We start from the raw sequence: 14,678 nt of genomic DNA on the forward strand, positions 1-14,678 counted from the left end.
GGATCGGTATATCGGGACGCCATGTGTAATCGCGCCCGCATGTCGAATGAGCCCGAAACCCTATGGGGATCGGCCGCGAAGCTGTTTAGCGAGCGGCCCCGCGACAACCGGTTTGACCCGCGCGAGCTGCGCCCCAAGAGCCGCAACTATGTCATCCGCGAACAGGGCGGGGAGCGAGCCTGGGACGTGATGACCTGGGACGTGCTCGGCGGGAAGGCGGCGTGGCCGATGACCAACGTGCGCCAGCTCGGCCTCCCGCAATGGCGCAGGCTGGCAGAGAAGCCGGAGAACCGCTGTCTGGTGCCGTTGACCGAGTTCTGCGAGTTCACGCCCGACAAGCATGATCTGGGTGACGGCAAACCACCGCTGAAGGGGGAGATGTGGTTCGGCGTGACCGATCAGCCTGTGTTCGCGGTCGCCGGTTTCTGGCAGCGTACCGAGGGCGGCAACGGCTTCACGATGGTGACGTGCAACCCCAATTCGCTGGTGGCGCCGATCCACCCCAAGGCGATGATCACGATCCTTGAGCCGAGCGACATCGATACGTGGCTGCGCGGCTCCTATGACGAAATCGTTGGCCTGCAAAAACCCTACGATCCCGACCGGATGACGGTGCGCGGACCGGTGTTCCCGACCCGTCGTAACGAACGCTAACCGCTCGCGTTAGGGGCGAAAGCTTCCAGGATACGGCAGTCAGCCATCGTACCGCCGGCGCAGCTCGCGATCGCGCTGGCCAGTTCGCGACGGAGTGCGGTCAGGTCCGCGATCTTGCGGTCGATCTCTTCCAGGTGATGCGTGGCGAGCTTGTCTACGGTGCCGCAATCACGATCGCGCTGCGCGGCCAGGTTCAACAGCGCTCGCACCTCGTCTAGTGAGAAGCCAAGATCGCGCGTGCGGCGGATGAAGCGCAGTCGCTCCAGATCCTCCGGACGGTAAGAGCGGTAGTTTCCATCCGTCCGCGCAGGGGGAGCGATGAGTCCAGCACGCTCGTAATAGCGGACGGTCTCCACCTTCGTGCCCGTTGCGGCCGCGAGCTTGCCGATCGTCAGTGCATTCATCTCTTGACCCTGTACCAACTACAGGGTCCATATAGGCCGTCGCATCGAATACTCGAAGGGCGACGACGCATGGCTTGCAGCGATTGCTGCTCAGTTCCGGATCGCAGTGCGATCAACGATCCCGCGTATCGTCGCGCCCTCTGGATCGTCGTTCTACTCAACCTGGGTTTCGGCCTCATCGAGATCGTCGGCGGGTTTGTCGCCGACAGCCAAGCGCTCAAGGCCGATGCCCTCGACTTCATCGGTGATGGGACGATCTCGCTCTTCGGCCTGATCGCACTAGGGTGGACCGCGCAGGCCCGGTCGAGGATCGCGCTAGCACAGGGACTCTTTCTCGGCGCGCTCGGCTTAGGAGTGATCGGGTTCGCCGCTTGGCGCGCGCTCAACGCAGTGGCGCCAGAGGCCGAGCTGATGGGCGGGATCGGGGTGGTTGCCCTGATCGTCAATGTCAGTGCAGCGCTGGTTCTCTCTCGCTTCCGTGAAGGCGATGCCAATGTTCGGGCAATCTGGCTGTTCAGCCGCAACGATGCGGTCGCGAACATCGCGGTGATCGCGGCGGCCGCTTTGGTCGCGTGGACGGGGCAGGCGTGGCCCGACCTCGCCGTTGCCGGCGTTATCGCACTGCTGTTTCTACACTCGGCCTGGGAAATCACGCGCGGTGCCCTCGCCGAGATGGGTGAAAAAGGGTGACGGCGCTCGATCGGACCTCCGAGATCGCACGGGCACGCCGCAAGAGTGGATCTCGACGGCCGCGTCACCTCGGCACCGGAAAGGTGGGGCGGAAGGGCTGGCTTCGCGCGATGCTGCCCTTCGTCGCATGTCTGATGCTGGTGCTCGTCGGCTGGACCGGCACGGCGAACGCCGGCGGGAACGGCACGTGCATCGATGTCCCGCAGACCGAGATGGCGATGCATGTCGCGGTAGACTGCGATCAGGTCCCCGCCGACGCGGACAAGAATTTCCCGCATCATCACGCCGCCTGCCACGGTCACTGTGTGGCGACGCCGGGCGAGAGCCGCGTGGCCATCGCGCTGCCTCCAAGACCGGTCGGATTTACGCATGAAACGGCGCCGCTCTGGTTGTCGCACCAGGGCGATGCGGCGCTGCGACCACCACAGGCCTGACGCGCGGGCGCTCAGGCGCCCTGACCCCCGTTCGTCAGGAGCATTTGGAATGAAACGCGTGATGGCGGCCGTCCTGGCCGCGACAGCCTGTGCGGCGATCTCGTCGGCACAGGCACAGGACACCGAGGCGGCGGCACCGTCATTGACCCTCGACGAAGCGCTTGCCGCGGCAGGCGCCGTGTCGCCCGCGATCGAGGCCTCCCGATCCGGGATCAAGGCGGCCGAGGCGCAGCGTGCGGTCGCGGGCCTGCGGCCCAATCCCTCGCTCGACGCCATGACCGAGAATGTCGCCGGGACCGGCATGTACCGTGGGCTGCGCTCGTCCGAAACAACGGTCGGGCTCTCCCTGCCGCTCGAACTTGGCGGCAAGCGATCGGCCCGGGTCGCCGTCGCCGAAGCGCAGCTCGACCGCGCATCGCTCGATGCGGCGATCGCTCAAGCCGACCTTCGGCTGCGCGTGACGCAAGCTTATAACGATGCCGTGGCAGGCCAGCGCCGCGCCGCGACAGCCCGCGAGCAGGTGGGGATCGCGGCCGAGGTGCTGCGCGCCGCCCGGGTCCGCGTCGCGGCAGGGCGCGCGTCACCGCTCGAAGAGCAGCGCGCCGACGTCGCCCGGCTCAATGCCGAAGGGGCGGCCGAGCGGGCAGAACGCTCGGCGCAGGTCGCGCTCGGCAACCTCGCCCGGCTGATCGGGCGCGGTGCCTCGACCCTCGACGCCGCCTGGTTCGCGCGGATCGAAGGCGCGGGGCCACGTCTGCCGGTCCGCAGTGAAGGCAGCCTGGCCGCTGCGGCCGCACAGGCGGACCTCACGACCGCTACGGCGCAGGTTCGGCTCGCCCGAAGCCAGCGCATACCCGATGTGACGGTCAGCGCGTCGGCGCGCCGGCTGGAAGCGACCAACGACACGGCTGCGGTATTCGGCGTCTCCGTCCCGCTGCCGCTGTTCAACAACGGCCGCGCCGCGGTAGACCTGGCCTCGGCACAGCGCAGCCAAGCCGATGCACAACGCCGGGTCGCGCTGCTCGACGCCGAACAGGCCATCGCATCCGCTGAAGCCGACGTTGCCAACGCCGCCACCACCGCGCGCAACGCTACGGGGCCGACGCTCGCCGCGGCGCAGGAAGCCGCCCGGATCGCCCGGATCGGCTACCGTGAGGGCAAATTCGGGCAGTTGGACCTCCTCGAGGCGGAGCGCACGCTCGCCGACACCCGCGCGGCCGCGATCGACGCACTCGCAGCCTACCATGACGCACAGGCCCGGCTCGAGCGGCTCGCCGCCCCGGCGCCTACCGACGCGAAGGACGCACGATGAAGAACAATCACGCGCGGATGCTGCTGTCCGCATTGCTTCCACTCGCGCTCGTCGCCTGCGGCGGGGGCGAGAAGAAGGCCGACGACATGGCCGACATGGAAGGGGTGGAGAAGGGCGAGGGGGGCGAGAAGAAGGCCGACAAGGACGCGGTGACGCTCTCCGCGCGACAGATTGCCGATGCTGGCATCGAGGTCGGGCGTCCCACCATTGGCGGCGTCGCGGGCGCAATTGAGCTGCCCGCGCTCGTCCAAGGCGATCCTCAGGGCGTCCAAGTGGTCTCCGCGACGATTGGCGGGCGCCTCGTCGCGCTCACCCGCAATCTCGGCCAGTCCGTCAGGCAGGGCGATCCCATCGCGGTGATCGAGAGCCGCGAAGCCGCCTCGCTGAAGGCGGAGGTGGAAGCTGCCCGCGCGCGCGCCGCGCTCGCGCAATCGAACCTCCGGCGCGAGCAGCGACTGTTCGCCGAGCGCGTGTCGCCCGAGCAGGATCTGGTCGCGGCCCGCACCGCGGCGACCGAAGCCAATATCGCGCTGCGCCTGGCGCAGCAGCAGCTCGGCGCGACGGGGGGCGGGGGTGGTGCGCTCAATCGCATCGCCATGCGCTCGCCGATCTCGGGGCAGGTGATCGCGCGTCCCGCGGTGCTCGGCCAGACGGTCGATGCAAATGCCGAGCTATACCGGGTGGCGAACCTGTCGCGCGTGACGATCGCGGCATCGGTGTCGCCGGCGGATGCCGGTCGCATCCGGCCCGGGACGCGCGTCGAGGTGACGGCTGCCGGTCGTCGGCAGGAAGGCCGGGTCTCGTTCGTCTCGCCGGCGCTCGATGAGAGCACCCGCCTCGTCCAGGTCATCGCCACGCTCGACAATGGCGGGGGTACGTGGCGCGTGGGCGAACCGGTCACCGCGAGCTTCATGCTCCCCGCGACCGGAGACCGGAGCATCGCGGTGCCGTCGACGGCGGTGCAGAGCGTCGAGAACCGCACGGTCGTCTTCGTCCGAACGCCGACCGGCTTTCGCGCCGTGCCGGTTACGACGGGTCGCCGCAACGGCGACCAGGTCATCATCAGCTCCGGCCTGACCGGCCAGGAGCAGATCGCCACCACGAACTCGTTCACCCTGAAAGCCGAACTCGGCAAGGGTGGCGAGATGGACATGGACTGAGCCCATGATCTCCCGCCTCGTCACCTTCTCGGTCGAGCGGCGCTGGCTCGTCCTGCTGCTCACCCTCGTCGCCGCGCTTGCGGGCGTTTTCGCTCTTCAGCGCCTTCCCATCGACGCCGTGCCCGACATCACCAACAACCAGGTTCAGGTGAATGTGCTGGCGCCCTCGCTGTCGCCCGATCAGATCGAGCGGCAGGTCTCCTTCACCATCGAAACCTCGCTGAAGGGCATTCCGGGGCTCGCCTATACGCGCTCGCTCAACCGCAATGGCTTTGCCCAGATCACGGCCGTCTTCACCGATGCGACCGATATCTATTTCGCCCGCCAGCAGGTCGCGGAGCGGATGCGGATGGCCGAGGATCGCCTCCCGCAGGGTGTCATGCCCGAGATGGGTCCGATCGCCACTGGTCTCGGCGACATCTTCATGTGGACGGTGGAGTTTCAGGAACGCAACCATGTGAAGCACCGCGATGGTGAGCCGGGGCTCCAGCGCGACGGCAGCTACATCACGCCGGCAGGCGAGCACCTTGTCGATGAGCGGGATAAGGCGACCTTCCTCCACACCGTCCAGGAATGGATCGTCGCGCCGCAGCTCCGCGGCACGGAAGGCGTCGCGGGCGTCGACTCGCTAGGTGGTTTCGACCGTGAATACCTGGTCACTCCGGACCTGCAGCGCCTGGCCTCGATGCGGCTCAGCGTCCAGGACCTCGCAACCGCACTCGAACGCAGCAACACGAGTATCGGCGCGGGCACAATCAATCGAAACGGCGAAGGGCTGTTCGTCCGCTCGGATGCGCGGGTGCGGACGGCCGACGAGCTGTCGCGCACCGTGGTCGCGACACGCGAGGGGGTGCCCGTCCTGCTCAGCCAGGTTGCGACCGTGAAGGCGGGCCAGGGTATCCGCACCGGCTCGGCATCCGAAAACGGCCACGAGGTCGTGGTCGGTACTGCCGTGATGCGGATCGGTGGGAACAGCCGCACCGTCGCGACCGATGTCGGCGAACGACTACAGGAAGTCGGCCGGTCGCTGCCGACCGACATCGTGGTCAAGCCGGTGCTGGACCGCACCCGCCTCGTCGACTCCACGATCACGACCGTGGCGCGCAATCTCGCCGAAGGGGCGGTGCTGGTCATCGTGGTGCTGTTCGCGCTGCTCGGCAACTTCCGGGCGGCGCTCATCGCGGCCATGGTAATCCCCATCACCATGCTGCTCACCGCCACCGGCATGCTGCGCGCTGGTGTGTCCGCCAATCTGATGAGCCTCGGCGCACTCGACTTCGGCCTGATCGTCGACGGTGCGGTCATCATCGTCGAGAATGCGCTGCGTCATCTCGGTCACCGGCAGCACGAGGCTGGTGGGCTTCTGCCGCTCAAGGAGCGGCTGGCGATCGTCGCGGCTTCGGCCAGGGAGATGATCCGCCCGTCGGTCTACGGCCAAGCGATCATCATCCTCGTCTACGCGCCGCTGCTCACCTTCTCGGGGGTCGAGGGCAAGATGTTCGAGCCGATGGCGCTCACCGTCATCATCGCGCTCATCTTCGCGTTCGTGCTGTCGCTCACCTTCGTGCCGGCCGCCATCGCGGCGTTCCTGGCGGGCAAGGTCGAGGAGAAGGAGAGCCAGATCGTGGTCTGGCTGAGGCGCCGCTACGAACCGGGCCTCGATGCCGCGATGCGCCGCCCGAGCATCACCGTGGGCGGTGCGCTCGGGGCGGTCGCGCTGGCCGCGCTCGCGTTCACGACCTTGGGGCAGGAGTTCCTGCCGCAGCTCGACGAGGGGAACATCCTCGTTCAGGCCTGGCGCCCGCCCGGCACGTCGGTCGAGCAGAGCCAGCGCATGCAATTCGCGGTCGAGAAGACGATCAGCCGAGAACCCGAAGTGCAGTACGCCTTCTCGCGGACGGGTACGTCCGAGATCGCCAGCGATCCGATGCCGCCCAACGCGACCGATACCTTCGTGATGCTCAAGCCGCGCAATGAGTGGCCTGACCCGAACTTGCCCAAGGAGGACCTGGTCGAGCGGATCGAGAAGAAGGTCTCGACCATTCCGGGGAACGGCTACGAGATCACCCAGCCGATCCAGATGCGCTTCAACGAGCTGATCGCCGGCGTGCGTGGCGACATCGCGGTGAAGGTGTTCGGCGACGACTTCGGCAGCATGAACGCGACCGCACAGCAGATCGCCGAGGTGCTCCGCAAGGTGCCCGGCGCGGCCGATGTCCGCGTCGAGCAAACCGAGGGGCTGCCGCTCCTCGACATCCGCCCCAACCGGGACGCGATGGCCCGGGTCGGGGTCTCGGCCGGCGACGTCCAGGACGTCGTCGCGGCGACGGTCGGCGGCAAACAGGCGGGCATGATCTTCGAAGGCGACGCCCGCTTTCCCGTCGTTATCCGTCTCGGCGAGACCGCGCGCGCCGATCTGCAAACACTCGGCCAGATCCCCGTGCCGACCGCCAACGGGTCGTTCGTGCCGCTGTCGTCCGTGGCCGACATCGGCATCGGCGACGGGCCGAACCAGATCAGCCGCGAGAACGGCAAGCGCCGTGTCGTCGTCCAGGCCAATGTACGCGGACGCGACGTCGCCGGTGTGGTTGAGGAGGCCCAGGCCAAGATCGCGGCACAGGTCGCGTTGCCGGCCGGCACCTACCTGACCTGGGGCGGCCAGTTCGAGAACCTTGCCAGCGCCCGGTCGCGGCTCGCGATCGTGGTGCCGATCTGCTTCGCGGTCATCATGCTGCTGCTCTACGGGGCGCTCGGCTCCGTGCGGGATGCTGCGCTGGTCTTTACCGGCGTGCCGCTGGCGCTGGTCGGCGGCATCCTGGCGCTGGTGCTCAGGGGCATGCCATTCTCAATCTCCGCCGCGGTGGGCTTCATCGCCTTGTCCGGGGTCGCGGTGCTGAACGGGCTGGTGATGGTCTCATCCATCCACGACCTGATGCGCCAAGGCATGGACCGCGCCCGGGCCGCGCGAGAAGGGGCGCTCCTCCGGTTGCGGCCCGTTGCCATGACCGCACTCGTCGCGAGCCTCGGCTTCGTACCGATGGCGCTCGGGCACGGCGCAGGGGCGGAGGTCCAGAAGCCGCTTGCTACGGTGGTGATCGGCGGGCTGATCTCGGCGACGCTGCTGACGCTGTTCGTGCTGCCGACGCTCTATGCCCGCTTCGGTGGGTGGCGTGCGACCGACATGGCCTCCGAGACGGCGGGCACGTTGTCCCCGACCGCGCACGCATGAGCCACGCCCGCGATCGCGGGCGGACGCACCCTCTCTAGCGGCCGCGTTCCTGCCCGCGCTCGGGATGCGTGGGGCCGTGATCGGGAAGCTGCCCGGCAGCGCTGTCGATCACGGCGCCGGTTCTGATCCGGTCGGCGACGAGCTGTCGAGCGGATTCCCCGACCGTGTTGACCGTGCGCGCGCTTTCGCCGCGCTCGCGTGCCTTCTGCATCGCCGCGTCGACGATTGCTTGGGCAGGCGCGAGGCGCGGGTCAGCGTGGTTCTTCTCGGCGGTGTTCTTCAGGAACAGCTCGGCAAGCCGCTCCTGACCTGGCGAAGCACCGGGCGGCAAGATTGGTCGCTCCAGTGAGCGGACGGCGCGCTGGAGCTGAGCGGGCGACTGCGAGTTGATCTGAACCCCGAGCGCCGCGCCGATCTCGCGCACGCGCTCAAGCGGGGTCTGCTGCGGCGTGATGACGGCATCGACCTGACGCACACCGAGATAGGTGAGAAGGTGCGATTGGTAGATCGGACCTTTGGCATGGCGGACATAGGCCAGCTCGGTGCGCGCGTTGGCGATGACAGGGGAGGACGCACCATCCCTGACGAGGCTGCGCAGCCGGTCGGCCGCCTGCTGGCGGGCGGCCGGGAGATAGCGATCCAGCTCCTCGCGTGCCTTGGTCAGCGTCACTCGGTAACGCTGCCCTTCGGGCGGCGCGCGCTGGGGCAGCAAGGCGATCCCGGCGGGACCGATGCGCGCCTCGGGTGCGAGGTCGCGGCGGATCGCCGCCTCGGCGAGCACCGCGGCCATAGGCCGATGATCGCCGGTGAGGAAGCCATGCCGGGACGCGTCCATCCACGCGATCTTGTCGATCGAGGCGATCCTGATGGGATGGCCGGCATCGCGGGCGAGCTGCGCCGCGTGGTGGCGCATCGTCCGCCCGTTTCCCTCGCGGAAAGGGTGGATGGCATTGATCTCGTTGATGTGGTTGCCGAGCCGGTCGAAAAACTCGTCGCGGGCGAGGCCCTTCAGCGCATCGCCCGCCCGCGTATCGGCAAACCGCTTATCGAGCTCGCGCGCGATGTAAGGCACGTGCGCGAAACTGGAGCCGCCCTTGGCGATATTGACGGTGCGATCCTGACCCGCCCAGTCGTAAAGGTCCTGGAAGAGGTGCCGATGTAGGGCGCGATAGCCGTCCGCCGTCGCTGGAAAGGTGAGGCGCGCGGCTTCTGCGCCGCGCGCCAAGGTCAACCTCCGCTCGGCCTCCATGAGGGTCTTGTCGTCCGTGATCCCAAGCCGGTTCCGGAGCGTGTCGGTCCCCGGATAGGTGTAGGGATCGTCTGCCAAGGTCAGGCCGCGATCTGGTGGGTTCCTGGCTTGTAGAGGCCGAGGATGATGGACGGCATGAGCGAAGGGGGAACACCCTCATCGAGCATCATGGCGAACATGGCATCCTCGTCGCCGGTCGGCGTCATGTCCTCGATGACGAGGTTGGCGCGCGCCTCTGCTACGTCCTCGCGCCAGAGCGCGATCTGCTCGGGGGTGCCACGCTCAAAGTCCATGGAGCGGATGCGCTCGCGCAGCGTGTCGAGATTGATCTGGGCCATCGCGTCATCCTTTCGCCGTTAACCCTACGCGCTCCCCCGCGATTTCTCAACAAATCACGTTGGCGCAGGTCCGTTTCGGCACGGTTGATCCGCGCTCAATCGAGCGCGGATCGCTACGCCACAGGCGTTAGTATTCGCTGGCCAGCATGATCGTCAGCACCCGTTTAGTCTGCTCGGGATTCCACGGAGCGTCACTGCCGTAGGTGAGGCTCGTGTCGTAGCAGTCGATCTTCCAGAACACCGTCTGCACAACCGCCTTTGCATCGTCCGGACGGTCCTGCGTCCACGCGCCGGTTGCGAGCTTATAGATCGCGCCGAAATCGTGCTCGCCATGAGGGTCGTTGTTGCCATCGAACTTCGTGAACCGGGTGATCGCGACCAACGCGGCGAAACGGTCCAGCTCGGGGAGGGCCTGGAATCCCATCGTAACGTTGGCGAGGCTCGCGAGGCCAGGGTGGGTACGCGCCGCATCGTTGAGACGCCGGATGGTGTCGATCTGCTCGGGGGTCGGCATGGGTGATCCTCCTTGTTGGCATGGGCCGCAAGGCCGTTCGGCCTCACGGCCCTGCCTGTCCGGCGAGGACGGGATGGGGAGGGGAACGAGAATCTTGGTAAGCTGGCGCGGGCGAGCCGCCCTAGCGCGGCCGGCACCGACGGGGCCGGGCGCCGCGCTTGGCGGCTTACACGGGCGGCAAGATTGTCGTTCGGGAACGAAAGGGCGGCGCCCTTGGCGTTCCCCGGCGCGGGTCGCCCCGCGCCAGACAAACGGATAAGGTTCGGGAGGGGACTTCGGGGGGAAGCGCGAATGTCGAACTGGGCGGAGCGGGCGTCGGCGTCGTTGCTACCGCTCAGCCGCGCGAGCACCCTTGGCGCCGCGCTCAAGGAGTGGACCTATACGGGGCGCTTCTTCGACCTCGAAGCGGCGGACGGCACCTGCGAGCTGTGCGGGCAGCAGGAGCTTCGCTACCATTTCGAGATCGAGAACGACGGCACGTCCGCGTCGTTGCTGGTCGGCTCCGAGTGCATCAAGCGCTTCGAGATCGCCGGCATTGACGAGCAAGGGCGACGGCTCGATGCACGCGATACGGGAAAGCTGGTGGACCGTCACCGCCGCGGCCTGGTGGAGGACGCGCGCAAGCAACGCGTCATGACCGCGCTGCTCAAGCTCGGTCGCAAGGCACCCGACTTCGACGCGCAGAACTTCATCGCCTTCGTCGACGACAAAGGTGCGTTCACCCCCAACCAGGTGGCGATGATCTTCTGGCGGCTCGGCTCGGCCGGGGTGGAGTATCGCCCGGCCGACTGGAAGGTGCGGCTGCGCCGCGACAGCGATATCGGCCAGCTCCGAACGATGAAGCCGGCCGCTTTCAAGCGAGTCATGGCGGCGCTCACCGCGGCGCAGCGGCGCCGGATCGACGAAATCGAGGCTCGCTTAGCTCAGTATGGGCAGCGCTGGCGCGAGTGATGTGCCGCCCGCGGTGCGGACCGTGATTTTCTGCTTTCGTTCCGCTCGGCCCTGACTCATAGAATCGTCATGCCGATCATGCCGGAACATCGCTGGCTGTACCCGATCGACTGGCCCGAGCTGTCCAGGCTGATCCGGTTCGGCCGCGCTAAAGGCCGCTGCGAGCATTGCCGACGGCCGCACGGTGCGCGCGTCTTCCATCTTGGCGATGGTCGCTGGTGGGATGCCGATCGCCGACAGTGGCGCGACGGGCGGGGACGGCGCATCCGTGTCGTCGGGGCAGACGTCGCCGCGATCGTCCGGCTCACGCGGGTGTATATCGCCTGCGCGCACCTCAATCACGACCCGACCGACAATGCGCCGCGCAATCTCGCCGCGCTCTGCCAGCGCTGCCACATGATCCACGACGCGGCCGAGCATCGCCGGCGCCGGTGGTACAACGCCTATCGCAGGCGTGCGCTGGGCGATCTTTTGGCTCTGCTCGATGGGCTGCCGACGATCGGGGCGGGGCAGGGTGTGCCACGTGGCACACCTGCGCGTCACACCGCCTAAGCCCCCCATTCACTCGAACCGCGGTAAGGGAGAAGGCCTATCGCTCTATGATATATCTGCTATGCTGGATATATGGAAAACGAGTTAGCGATCGCGGCACTGGGGGCGTTGGCGCAGGGCACGCGCCTCGACGTGTTTCGTCTGCTGGTGCGGCACGAGCCTGACGGGTTGGCTGCAGGCGAGATCGCCCGCCGGCTGGATGTGCCGCAGAACACGATGTCGGCGCACCTTGGTATTCTGGCCCGTGCCGGCCTCGTTCGCTCCGAACGGCACAGCCGGTCGATCATCTACCGCGCCGACCTCGACGGGCTGCGCGCGCTAACGCTGTTCCTCGTCAAGGATTGCTGTGCCGGCAACGCCGAATTGTGCGGGCCGCTCATCGCCGAACTCGCTCCCTGCTGCTGAAAGGACGCCCCATGAGCCGGACTGACTCGGTCGTCGACATCGTCATCTACCACAATCCCGAGTGCGGCACGTCGCGCAACGCGCTCGCCATGATCCGCAATGCCGGCATCGAGCCGCACGTGGTCGAATATCTGAAGACCCCGCCGTCGCGCGCGCTGCTGGTCGAGCTGATTGAGCGGGCGGGCATCTCGCCGCGCGAGCTGCTGCGCGAGAAAGGCACGCCCTATGCGGAGCTGGGGCTCGGCGACACCACACTGTCCGACGAGGCGCTGGTGGACGCGATGATGGCGCACCCGATCCTCATCAACCGCCCGCTGGTCGTCTCACCCTTGGGCGTGAAGCTCTGCCGCCCGTCCGAAGCCGTCCTCGATCTGTTGCCGAGCGGGCAGCTCGGCGCGTTCGCCAAGGAGGACGGCGAACAGGTGGTGGACGCGTCCGGCGAGCGGGTCGGCTGAGCCCATGTCGACGATCGCCCCTGTCGCCGGACCTGCGCCGGCGCGCGCCGGCATCGGCACCTTCGAGCGCTACCTGACGCTCTGGGTGGCGCTCTGCATCGTTGCCGGCATCGGCTTGGGGCACCTTTTGCCCGGCCTGTTCGCGCGCGTTGCCTCGGCCGAGGTAGCGCGCGTCAACCTCATCGTCGCGGTGCTGATCTGGCTGATGATCGTACCGATGCTGCTCAAGATCGACTTCGGCGCGCTCGGGTCGGTCCGCCAGCATTGGAAGGGGGTGGGCGTCACACTGTTCATCAACTGGGCGGTGAAGCCCTTCTCGATGGCAGCGCTTGGCACATTGTTCATCGGTTGGCTGTTCGCGCCGCTTCTGCCCGCAGGGGAGGGGCCGTCCTACATCGCTGGCCTGATCCTGCTCGCTGCGGCACCGTGCACGGCCATGGTGTTCGTGTGGTCGAACCTGTGCGAGGGCGAGCCGACCTACACGCTGTCCCAGGTCGCGCTGAACGACGTCATCATGGTGTTCCTGTTCGCGCCGCTCGTCGGGCTGCTGCTCGGCGTCGCTTCGGTGACGGTGCCGTGGGACACGCTGCTGATCTCGGTGATGCTCTACATCGTCGTGCCGGTCATCGCCGCCCAGCTCGTGCGCCGTGTCGTGCTGACGAACGGCGGACAAGCCGCGCTCGACCGGCTGCTCGGTCGCTTGGGGCCGGTGTCGCTCGTCTCGCTGCTGGCGACGCTCGTCCTGCTGTTCGGCTTCCAGGGTGAGGCGATCGTGGCGCAGCCGTTGGTGATCGCACTGCTTGCGGTGCCGATCCTCATCCAAGTCTATTTCAATGCAGGTCTAGCCTACTGGCTCTCGCGCCGCTTCGGCGTTGCCTGGTGCGTGGCGGCGCCTGCGGCGCTGATCGGCGCATCCAACTTCTTCGAATTGGCCGTGGCGGCCGCGATCTCGCTGTTCGGGCTCAAGTCGGGCGCGGCGCTGGCCACGGTCGTCGGCGTGCTGGTCGAGGTGCCCGTGATGCTGTCGGTCGTCTCGATCGTGAAAGCATCCCGGGGCTGGTACGAGCGCGGGGCGCACGCATGACCGGCCTCCGCGTCACGTGTCTCGCGCCGGGCGAGCTGGATGATCTGGCCGGCGCGCTGGCAGCCGCCAAGCTGCCGACCGCCGATCTCGCCGAACCCGGCCGCGCCTTCGTCCGCTTCGACGACGACGCTGGGTTGGTCGGGTTCGGCGGGATCGAGGGCGAAGGGTCGGACCGCCTGCTCCGCTCGCTGGTGGTCTTGGCCGATCGCCGGGGCGCCGGCATCGGCGGTGCGATGCTGGCGCTGCTCGAGGGCGAGGCGCGCCGGCTCGGCGCCGAGCGGCTCCACCTTCTGACCGACACCGCGGCGCCATTTTTCCGGGTGAACGGCTATGCAGAGGCCGATCGCGCTGCGGCGCCGCCTGCGGTTGCCGCCTCGCGCGAGTTCACCGCGCTCTGCCCGGCGTCGGCCACCTTTCTCGTGAAAGCTCTTTGATGCCGCTTCGTACGCTCACCGATCCCGACCTCCTGCCGGCACTCGATCCAGCCTATATCCGCGCGCGGCCCGCCACAGGGCTCGGGCCGCTTGATCCGGCACCTCGGATACTCCTGCTCTACGGCAGCTTGCGTGAGCGCTCCTTCTCGCGGCTCGCCACGGAGGAAGCGGCACGCCTGCTGCAGTTATTCGGCGCGGAAACGCGGATCTTCGATCCCTCGACACTGCCGCTCCCCGACCAAGTGGCCGGAGACGATCACCCGGCCGTCCATGAGCTGCGCGAACTGGCGCTGTGGTCCGAGGGCCAAGTCTGGTGCAGCCCGGAACGTCACGGCCAGATCACCGGCATCATGAAAGCGCAGATCGATCACCTGCCGCTCGAGATGAAGGGCATGCGCCCGACCCAGGGCCGTACGCTCGCGGTGATGCAGGTGTCTGGCGGATCGCAGTCGTTCAACGCCGTCAACACGCTGCGGCTGCTCGGCCGCTGGATGCGGATGTTCACGATCCCGAACCAGTCGTCGGTCGCGATGGCCTACAAGGAGTTCGACGAGGCCGGACGCATGAAGCCGTCGAGCTATTATGACCGCATCGTCGACGTGATGGAGGAGCTGGTCCGCTTCACGGTCCTGCTACGGCCACACGCGACGCAGCTCGTAGAACGCTACTCGGAGCGCAAACAGGCCGGCGTGCCGGTCGACACGACGACGGACCTGTCGAGCATCGCGACCGCGCCACAAGGCCGCTGGCGGTGAGCCGCACCACCCGATCGGCAAGGAAGTCGCCACGGCGCCGCCCGACCTCGTGTCGGGC

17 protein-coding genes are annotated in these 14,678 nt (G+C 67.7%); 13 read left to right on the forward strand and 4 right to left on the reverse strand.

Features of this window, described 5'->3' with window-relative positions; all coding sequences use genetic code 11:
- The first annotated feature begins 21 nt into the window (after positions 1-21).
- Positions 22-654, forward strand: a complete 633-nt coding sequence (locus ACQKJZ_RS03445; RefSeq protein WP_116462782.1) for an SOS response-associated peptidase family protein — start codon at positions 22-24, stop codon at positions 652-654.
- Here the strand turns inward: ACQKJZ_RS03445 and ACQKJZ_RS03450 are convergent.
- Complete coding sequence (locus ACQKJZ_RS03450) at positions 651-1,058, reverse strand: MerR family transcriptional regulator (protein WP_116462781.1); 408 nt, start codon at positions 1,056-1,058, stop codon at positions 651-653. The genes ACQKJZ_RS03445 and ACQKJZ_RS03450 overlap by 4 nt on opposite strands.
- Positions 1,059-1,127: 69 nt before the next feature.
- Between ACQKJZ_RS03450 and ACQKJZ_RS03455 the strand changes: the two genes are divergently transcribed.
- The 5 genes from ACQKJZ_RS03455 to ACQKJZ_RS03475 are packed head-to-tail and all read left to right on the forward strand — an operon-like array spanning position 1,128 to position 7,883.
- The gene (locus tag ACQKJZ_RS03455; protein ID WP_116462780.1) at positions 1,128-1,748 is read left to right on the forward strand and encodes a cation transporter; all 621 of its coding nucleotides are present in this window, start codon (positions 1,128-1,130) and stop codon (positions 1,746-1,748) included.
- Positions 1,745-2,182 carry a hypothetical protein gene (locus ACQKJZ_RS03460; RefSeq protein WP_427729984.1) on the forward strand — a complete coding sequence of 146 codons (438 nt, stop codon included), beginning with the start codon at positions 1,745-1,747 and terminating at the stop codon, positions 2,180-2,182. The genes ACQKJZ_RS03455 and ACQKJZ_RS03460 overlap by 4 nt, the downstream gene beginning before the upstream one ends.
- A gap of 49 nt (positions 2,183-2,231) precedes the next feature.
- Positions 2,232-3,494 (forward strand): TolC family protein, encoded by a 1,263-nt coding sequence (locus ACQKJZ_RS03465; protein WP_188660889.1) that lies wholly within the window; start codon positions 2,232-2,234, stop codon positions 3,492-3,494.
- Positions 3,491-4,654 carry an efflux RND transporter periplasmic adaptor subunit gene (locus ACQKJZ_RS03470; RefSeq protein ID WP_188660892.1) on the forward strand — a complete coding sequence of 388 codons (1,164 nt, stop codon included), beginning with the start codon at positions 3,491-3,493 and terminating at the stop codon, positions 4,652-4,654. Before ACQKJZ_RS03465 ends, ACQKJZ_RS03470 begins: the two co-directional genes overlap by 4 nt.
- Positions 4,655-4,658: 4 nt before the next feature.
- Positions 4,659-7,883: an efflux RND transporter permease subunit gene (locus ACQKJZ_RS03475; protein ID WP_116462776.1), complete on the forward strand. Its 3,225-nt coding sequence runs from the start codon at positions 4,659-4,661 to the stop codon at positions 7,881-7,883.
- A gap of 34 nt (positions 7,884-7,917) precedes the next feature.
- On the opposite strand, the gene ACQKJZ_RS03480 is transcribed toward ACQKJZ_RS03475, so the two are convergent.
- The 3 genes from ACQKJZ_RS03480 to ACQKJZ_RS03490 all read right to left on the reverse strand — a co-directional run bounded on the left by ACQKJZ_RS03480 (position 7,918) and on the right by ACQKJZ_RS03490 (position 9,984).
- Positions 7,918-9,210, reverse strand: coding sequence for a Fic/DOC family protein (locus ACQKJZ_RS03480; RefSeq protein WP_116462775.1), 1,293 nt, complete (start codon positions 9,208-9,210; stop codon positions 7,918-7,920).
- Between the two features lie 2 nt (positions 9,211-9,212).
- Positions 9,213-9,470 carry a hypothetical protein gene (locus ACQKJZ_RS03485; protein WP_041043231.1) on the reverse strand — a complete coding sequence of 86 codons (258 nt, stop codon included), beginning with the start codon at positions 9,468-9,470 and terminating at the stop codon, positions 9,213-9,215.
- A 127-nt stretch (positions 9,471-9,597) separates the two neighbouring features.
- On the reverse strand, positions 9,598-9,984 hold the full coding sequence (locus tag ACQKJZ_RS03490; protein WP_041043230.1) for a DUF3768 domain-containing protein: 387 nt from the start codon (positions 9,982-9,984) through the stop codon (positions 9,598-9,600).
- A gap of 291 nt (positions 9,985-10,275) precedes the next feature.
- Here ACQKJZ_RS03490 and ACQKJZ_RS03495 point away from each other — a divergent pair, with 291 nt between their 5' ends.
- The 7 genes from ACQKJZ_RS03495 to arsH all read left to right on the forward strand — a co-directional run bounded on the left by ACQKJZ_RS03495 (position 10,276) and on the right by arsH (position 14,620).
- Positions 10,276-10,935, forward strand: a complete 660-nt coding sequence (locus ACQKJZ_RS03495) for a hypothetical protein (protein WP_058733676.1) — start codon at positions 10,276-10,278, stop codon at positions 10,933-10,935.
- 69 nt (positions 10,936-11,004) lie between these two features.
- Entirely contained in the window at positions 11,005-11,487 is a 483-nt protein-coding gene (locus ACQKJZ_RS03500; RefSeq protein WP_058733677.1) for a hypothetical protein, read from the forward strand.
- A gap of 72 nt (positions 11,488-11,559) precedes the next feature.
- Positions 11,560-11,892: an ArsR/SmtB family transcription factor gene (locus ACQKJZ_RS03505; RefSeq protein WP_041043227.1), complete on the forward strand. Its 333-nt coding sequence runs from the start codon at positions 11,560-11,562 to the stop codon at positions 11,890-11,892.
- A gap of 11 nt (positions 11,893-11,903) precedes the next feature.
- Positions 11,904-12,347 (forward strand): arsenate reductase (glutaredoxin), encoded by a 444-nt coding sequence (gene arsC, locus ACQKJZ_RS03510; protein ID WP_058733678.1) that lies wholly within the window; start codon positions 11,904-11,906, stop codon positions 12,345-12,347.
- A 4-nt stretch (positions 12,348-12,351) separates the two neighbouring features.
- Complete coding sequence (gene arsB / locus ACQKJZ_RS03515) at positions 12,352-13,431, forward strand: ACR3 family arsenite efflux transporter (RefSeq protein WP_058733679.1); 1,080 nt, start codon at positions 12,352-12,354, stop codon at positions 13,429-13,431.
- On the forward strand, positions 13,428-13,865 hold the full coding sequence (gene arsN2, locus ACQKJZ_RS03520; protein ID WP_052490788.1) for an arsenic resistance N-acetyltransferase ArsN2: 438 nt from the start codon (positions 13,428-13,430) through the stop codon (positions 13,863-13,865). Before arsB ends, arsN2 begins: the two co-directional genes overlap by 4 nt.
- Entirely contained in the window at positions 13,865-14,620 is a 756-nt protein-coding gene (arsH, locus tag ACQKJZ_RS03525) for an arsenical resistance protein ArsH (protein ID WP_041043294.1), read from the forward strand. The genes arsN2 and arsH overlap by 1 nt, the downstream gene beginning before the upstream one ends.
- The last annotated feature ends 58 nt before the right edge of the window (positions 14,621-14,678 follow it).

This window comes from Sphingomonas sp. NPDC019816 (assembly GCF_050274375.1).
Classification (GTDB): Bacteria; Pseudomonadota; Alphaproteobacteria; order Sphingomonadales; family Sphingomonadaceae; genus Sphingomonas.

What these genes read in the sequence shown, in the direction of transcription:
- ACQKJZ_RS03445 (WP_116462782.1), top strand. Translation starts at nt 22, where the DNA reads ATGTGTAATCGCGCCCGCATGTCGAATGAGCCCGAAACCCTATGGGGA.
- ACQKJZ_RS03450 (WP_116462781.1), bottom strand. Translation starts at nt 1,058, where the DNA reads ATGAATGCACTGACGATCGGCAAGCTCGCGGCCGCAACGGGCACGAAG.
- ACQKJZ_RS03455 (WP_116462780.1), top strand. Translation starts at nt 1,128, where the DNA reads ATGGCTTGCAGCGATTGCTGCTCAGTTCCGGATCGCAGTGCGATCAAC.
- ACQKJZ_RS03465 (WP_188660889.1), top strand. Translation starts at nt 2,232, where the DNA reads ATGAAACGCGTGATGGCGGCCGTCCTGGCCGCGACAGCCTGTGCGGCG.
- ACQKJZ_RS03470 (WP_188660892.1), top strand. Translation starts at nt 3,491, where the DNA reads ATGAAGAACAATCACGCGCGGATGCTGCTGTCCGCATTGCTTCCACTC.
- ACQKJZ_RS03475 (WP_116462776.1), top strand. Translation starts at nt 4,659, where the DNA reads ATGATCTCCCGCCTCGTCACCTTCTCGGTCGAGCGGCGCTGGCTCGTC.
- ACQKJZ_RS03485 (WP_041043231.1), bottom strand. Translation starts at nt 9,470, where the DNA reads ATGGCCCAGATCAATCTCGACACGCTGCGCGAGCGCATCCGCTCCATG.
- ACQKJZ_RS03490 (WP_041043230.1), bottom strand. Translation starts at nt 9,984, where the DNA reads ATGCCGACCCCCGAGCAGATCGACACCATCCGGCGTCTCAACGATGCG.
- ACQKJZ_RS03495 (WP_058733676.1), top strand. Translation starts at nt 10,276, where the DNA reads ATGTCGAACTGGGCGGAGCGGGCGTCGGCGTCGTTGCTACCGCTCAGC.
- ACQKJZ_RS03500 (WP_058733677.1), top strand. Translation starts at nt 11,005, where the DNA reads ATGCCGATCATGCCGGAACATCGCTGGCTGTACCCGATCGACTGGCCC.
- ACQKJZ_RS03505 (WP_041043227.1), top strand. Translation starts at nt 11,560, where the DNA reads ATGGAAAACGAGTTAGCGATCGCGGCACTGGGGGCGTTGGCGCAGGGC.
- arsC (WP_058733678.1), top strand. Translation starts at nt 11,904, where the DNA reads ATGAGCCGGACTGACTCGGTCGTCGACATCGTCATCTACCACAATCCC.
- arsB (WP_058733679.1), top strand. Translation starts at nt 12,352, where the DNA reads ATGTCGACGATCGCCCCTGTCGCCGGACCTGCGCCGGCGCGCGCCGGC.
- arsN2 (WP_052490788.1), top strand. Translation starts at nt 13,428, where the DNA reads ATGACCGGCCTCCGCGTCACGTGTCTCGCGCCGGGCGAGCTGGATGAT.
- arsH (WP_041043294.1), top strand. Translation starts at nt 13,865, where the DNA reads ATGCCGCTTCGTACGCTCACCGATCCCGACCTCCTGCCGGCACTCGAT.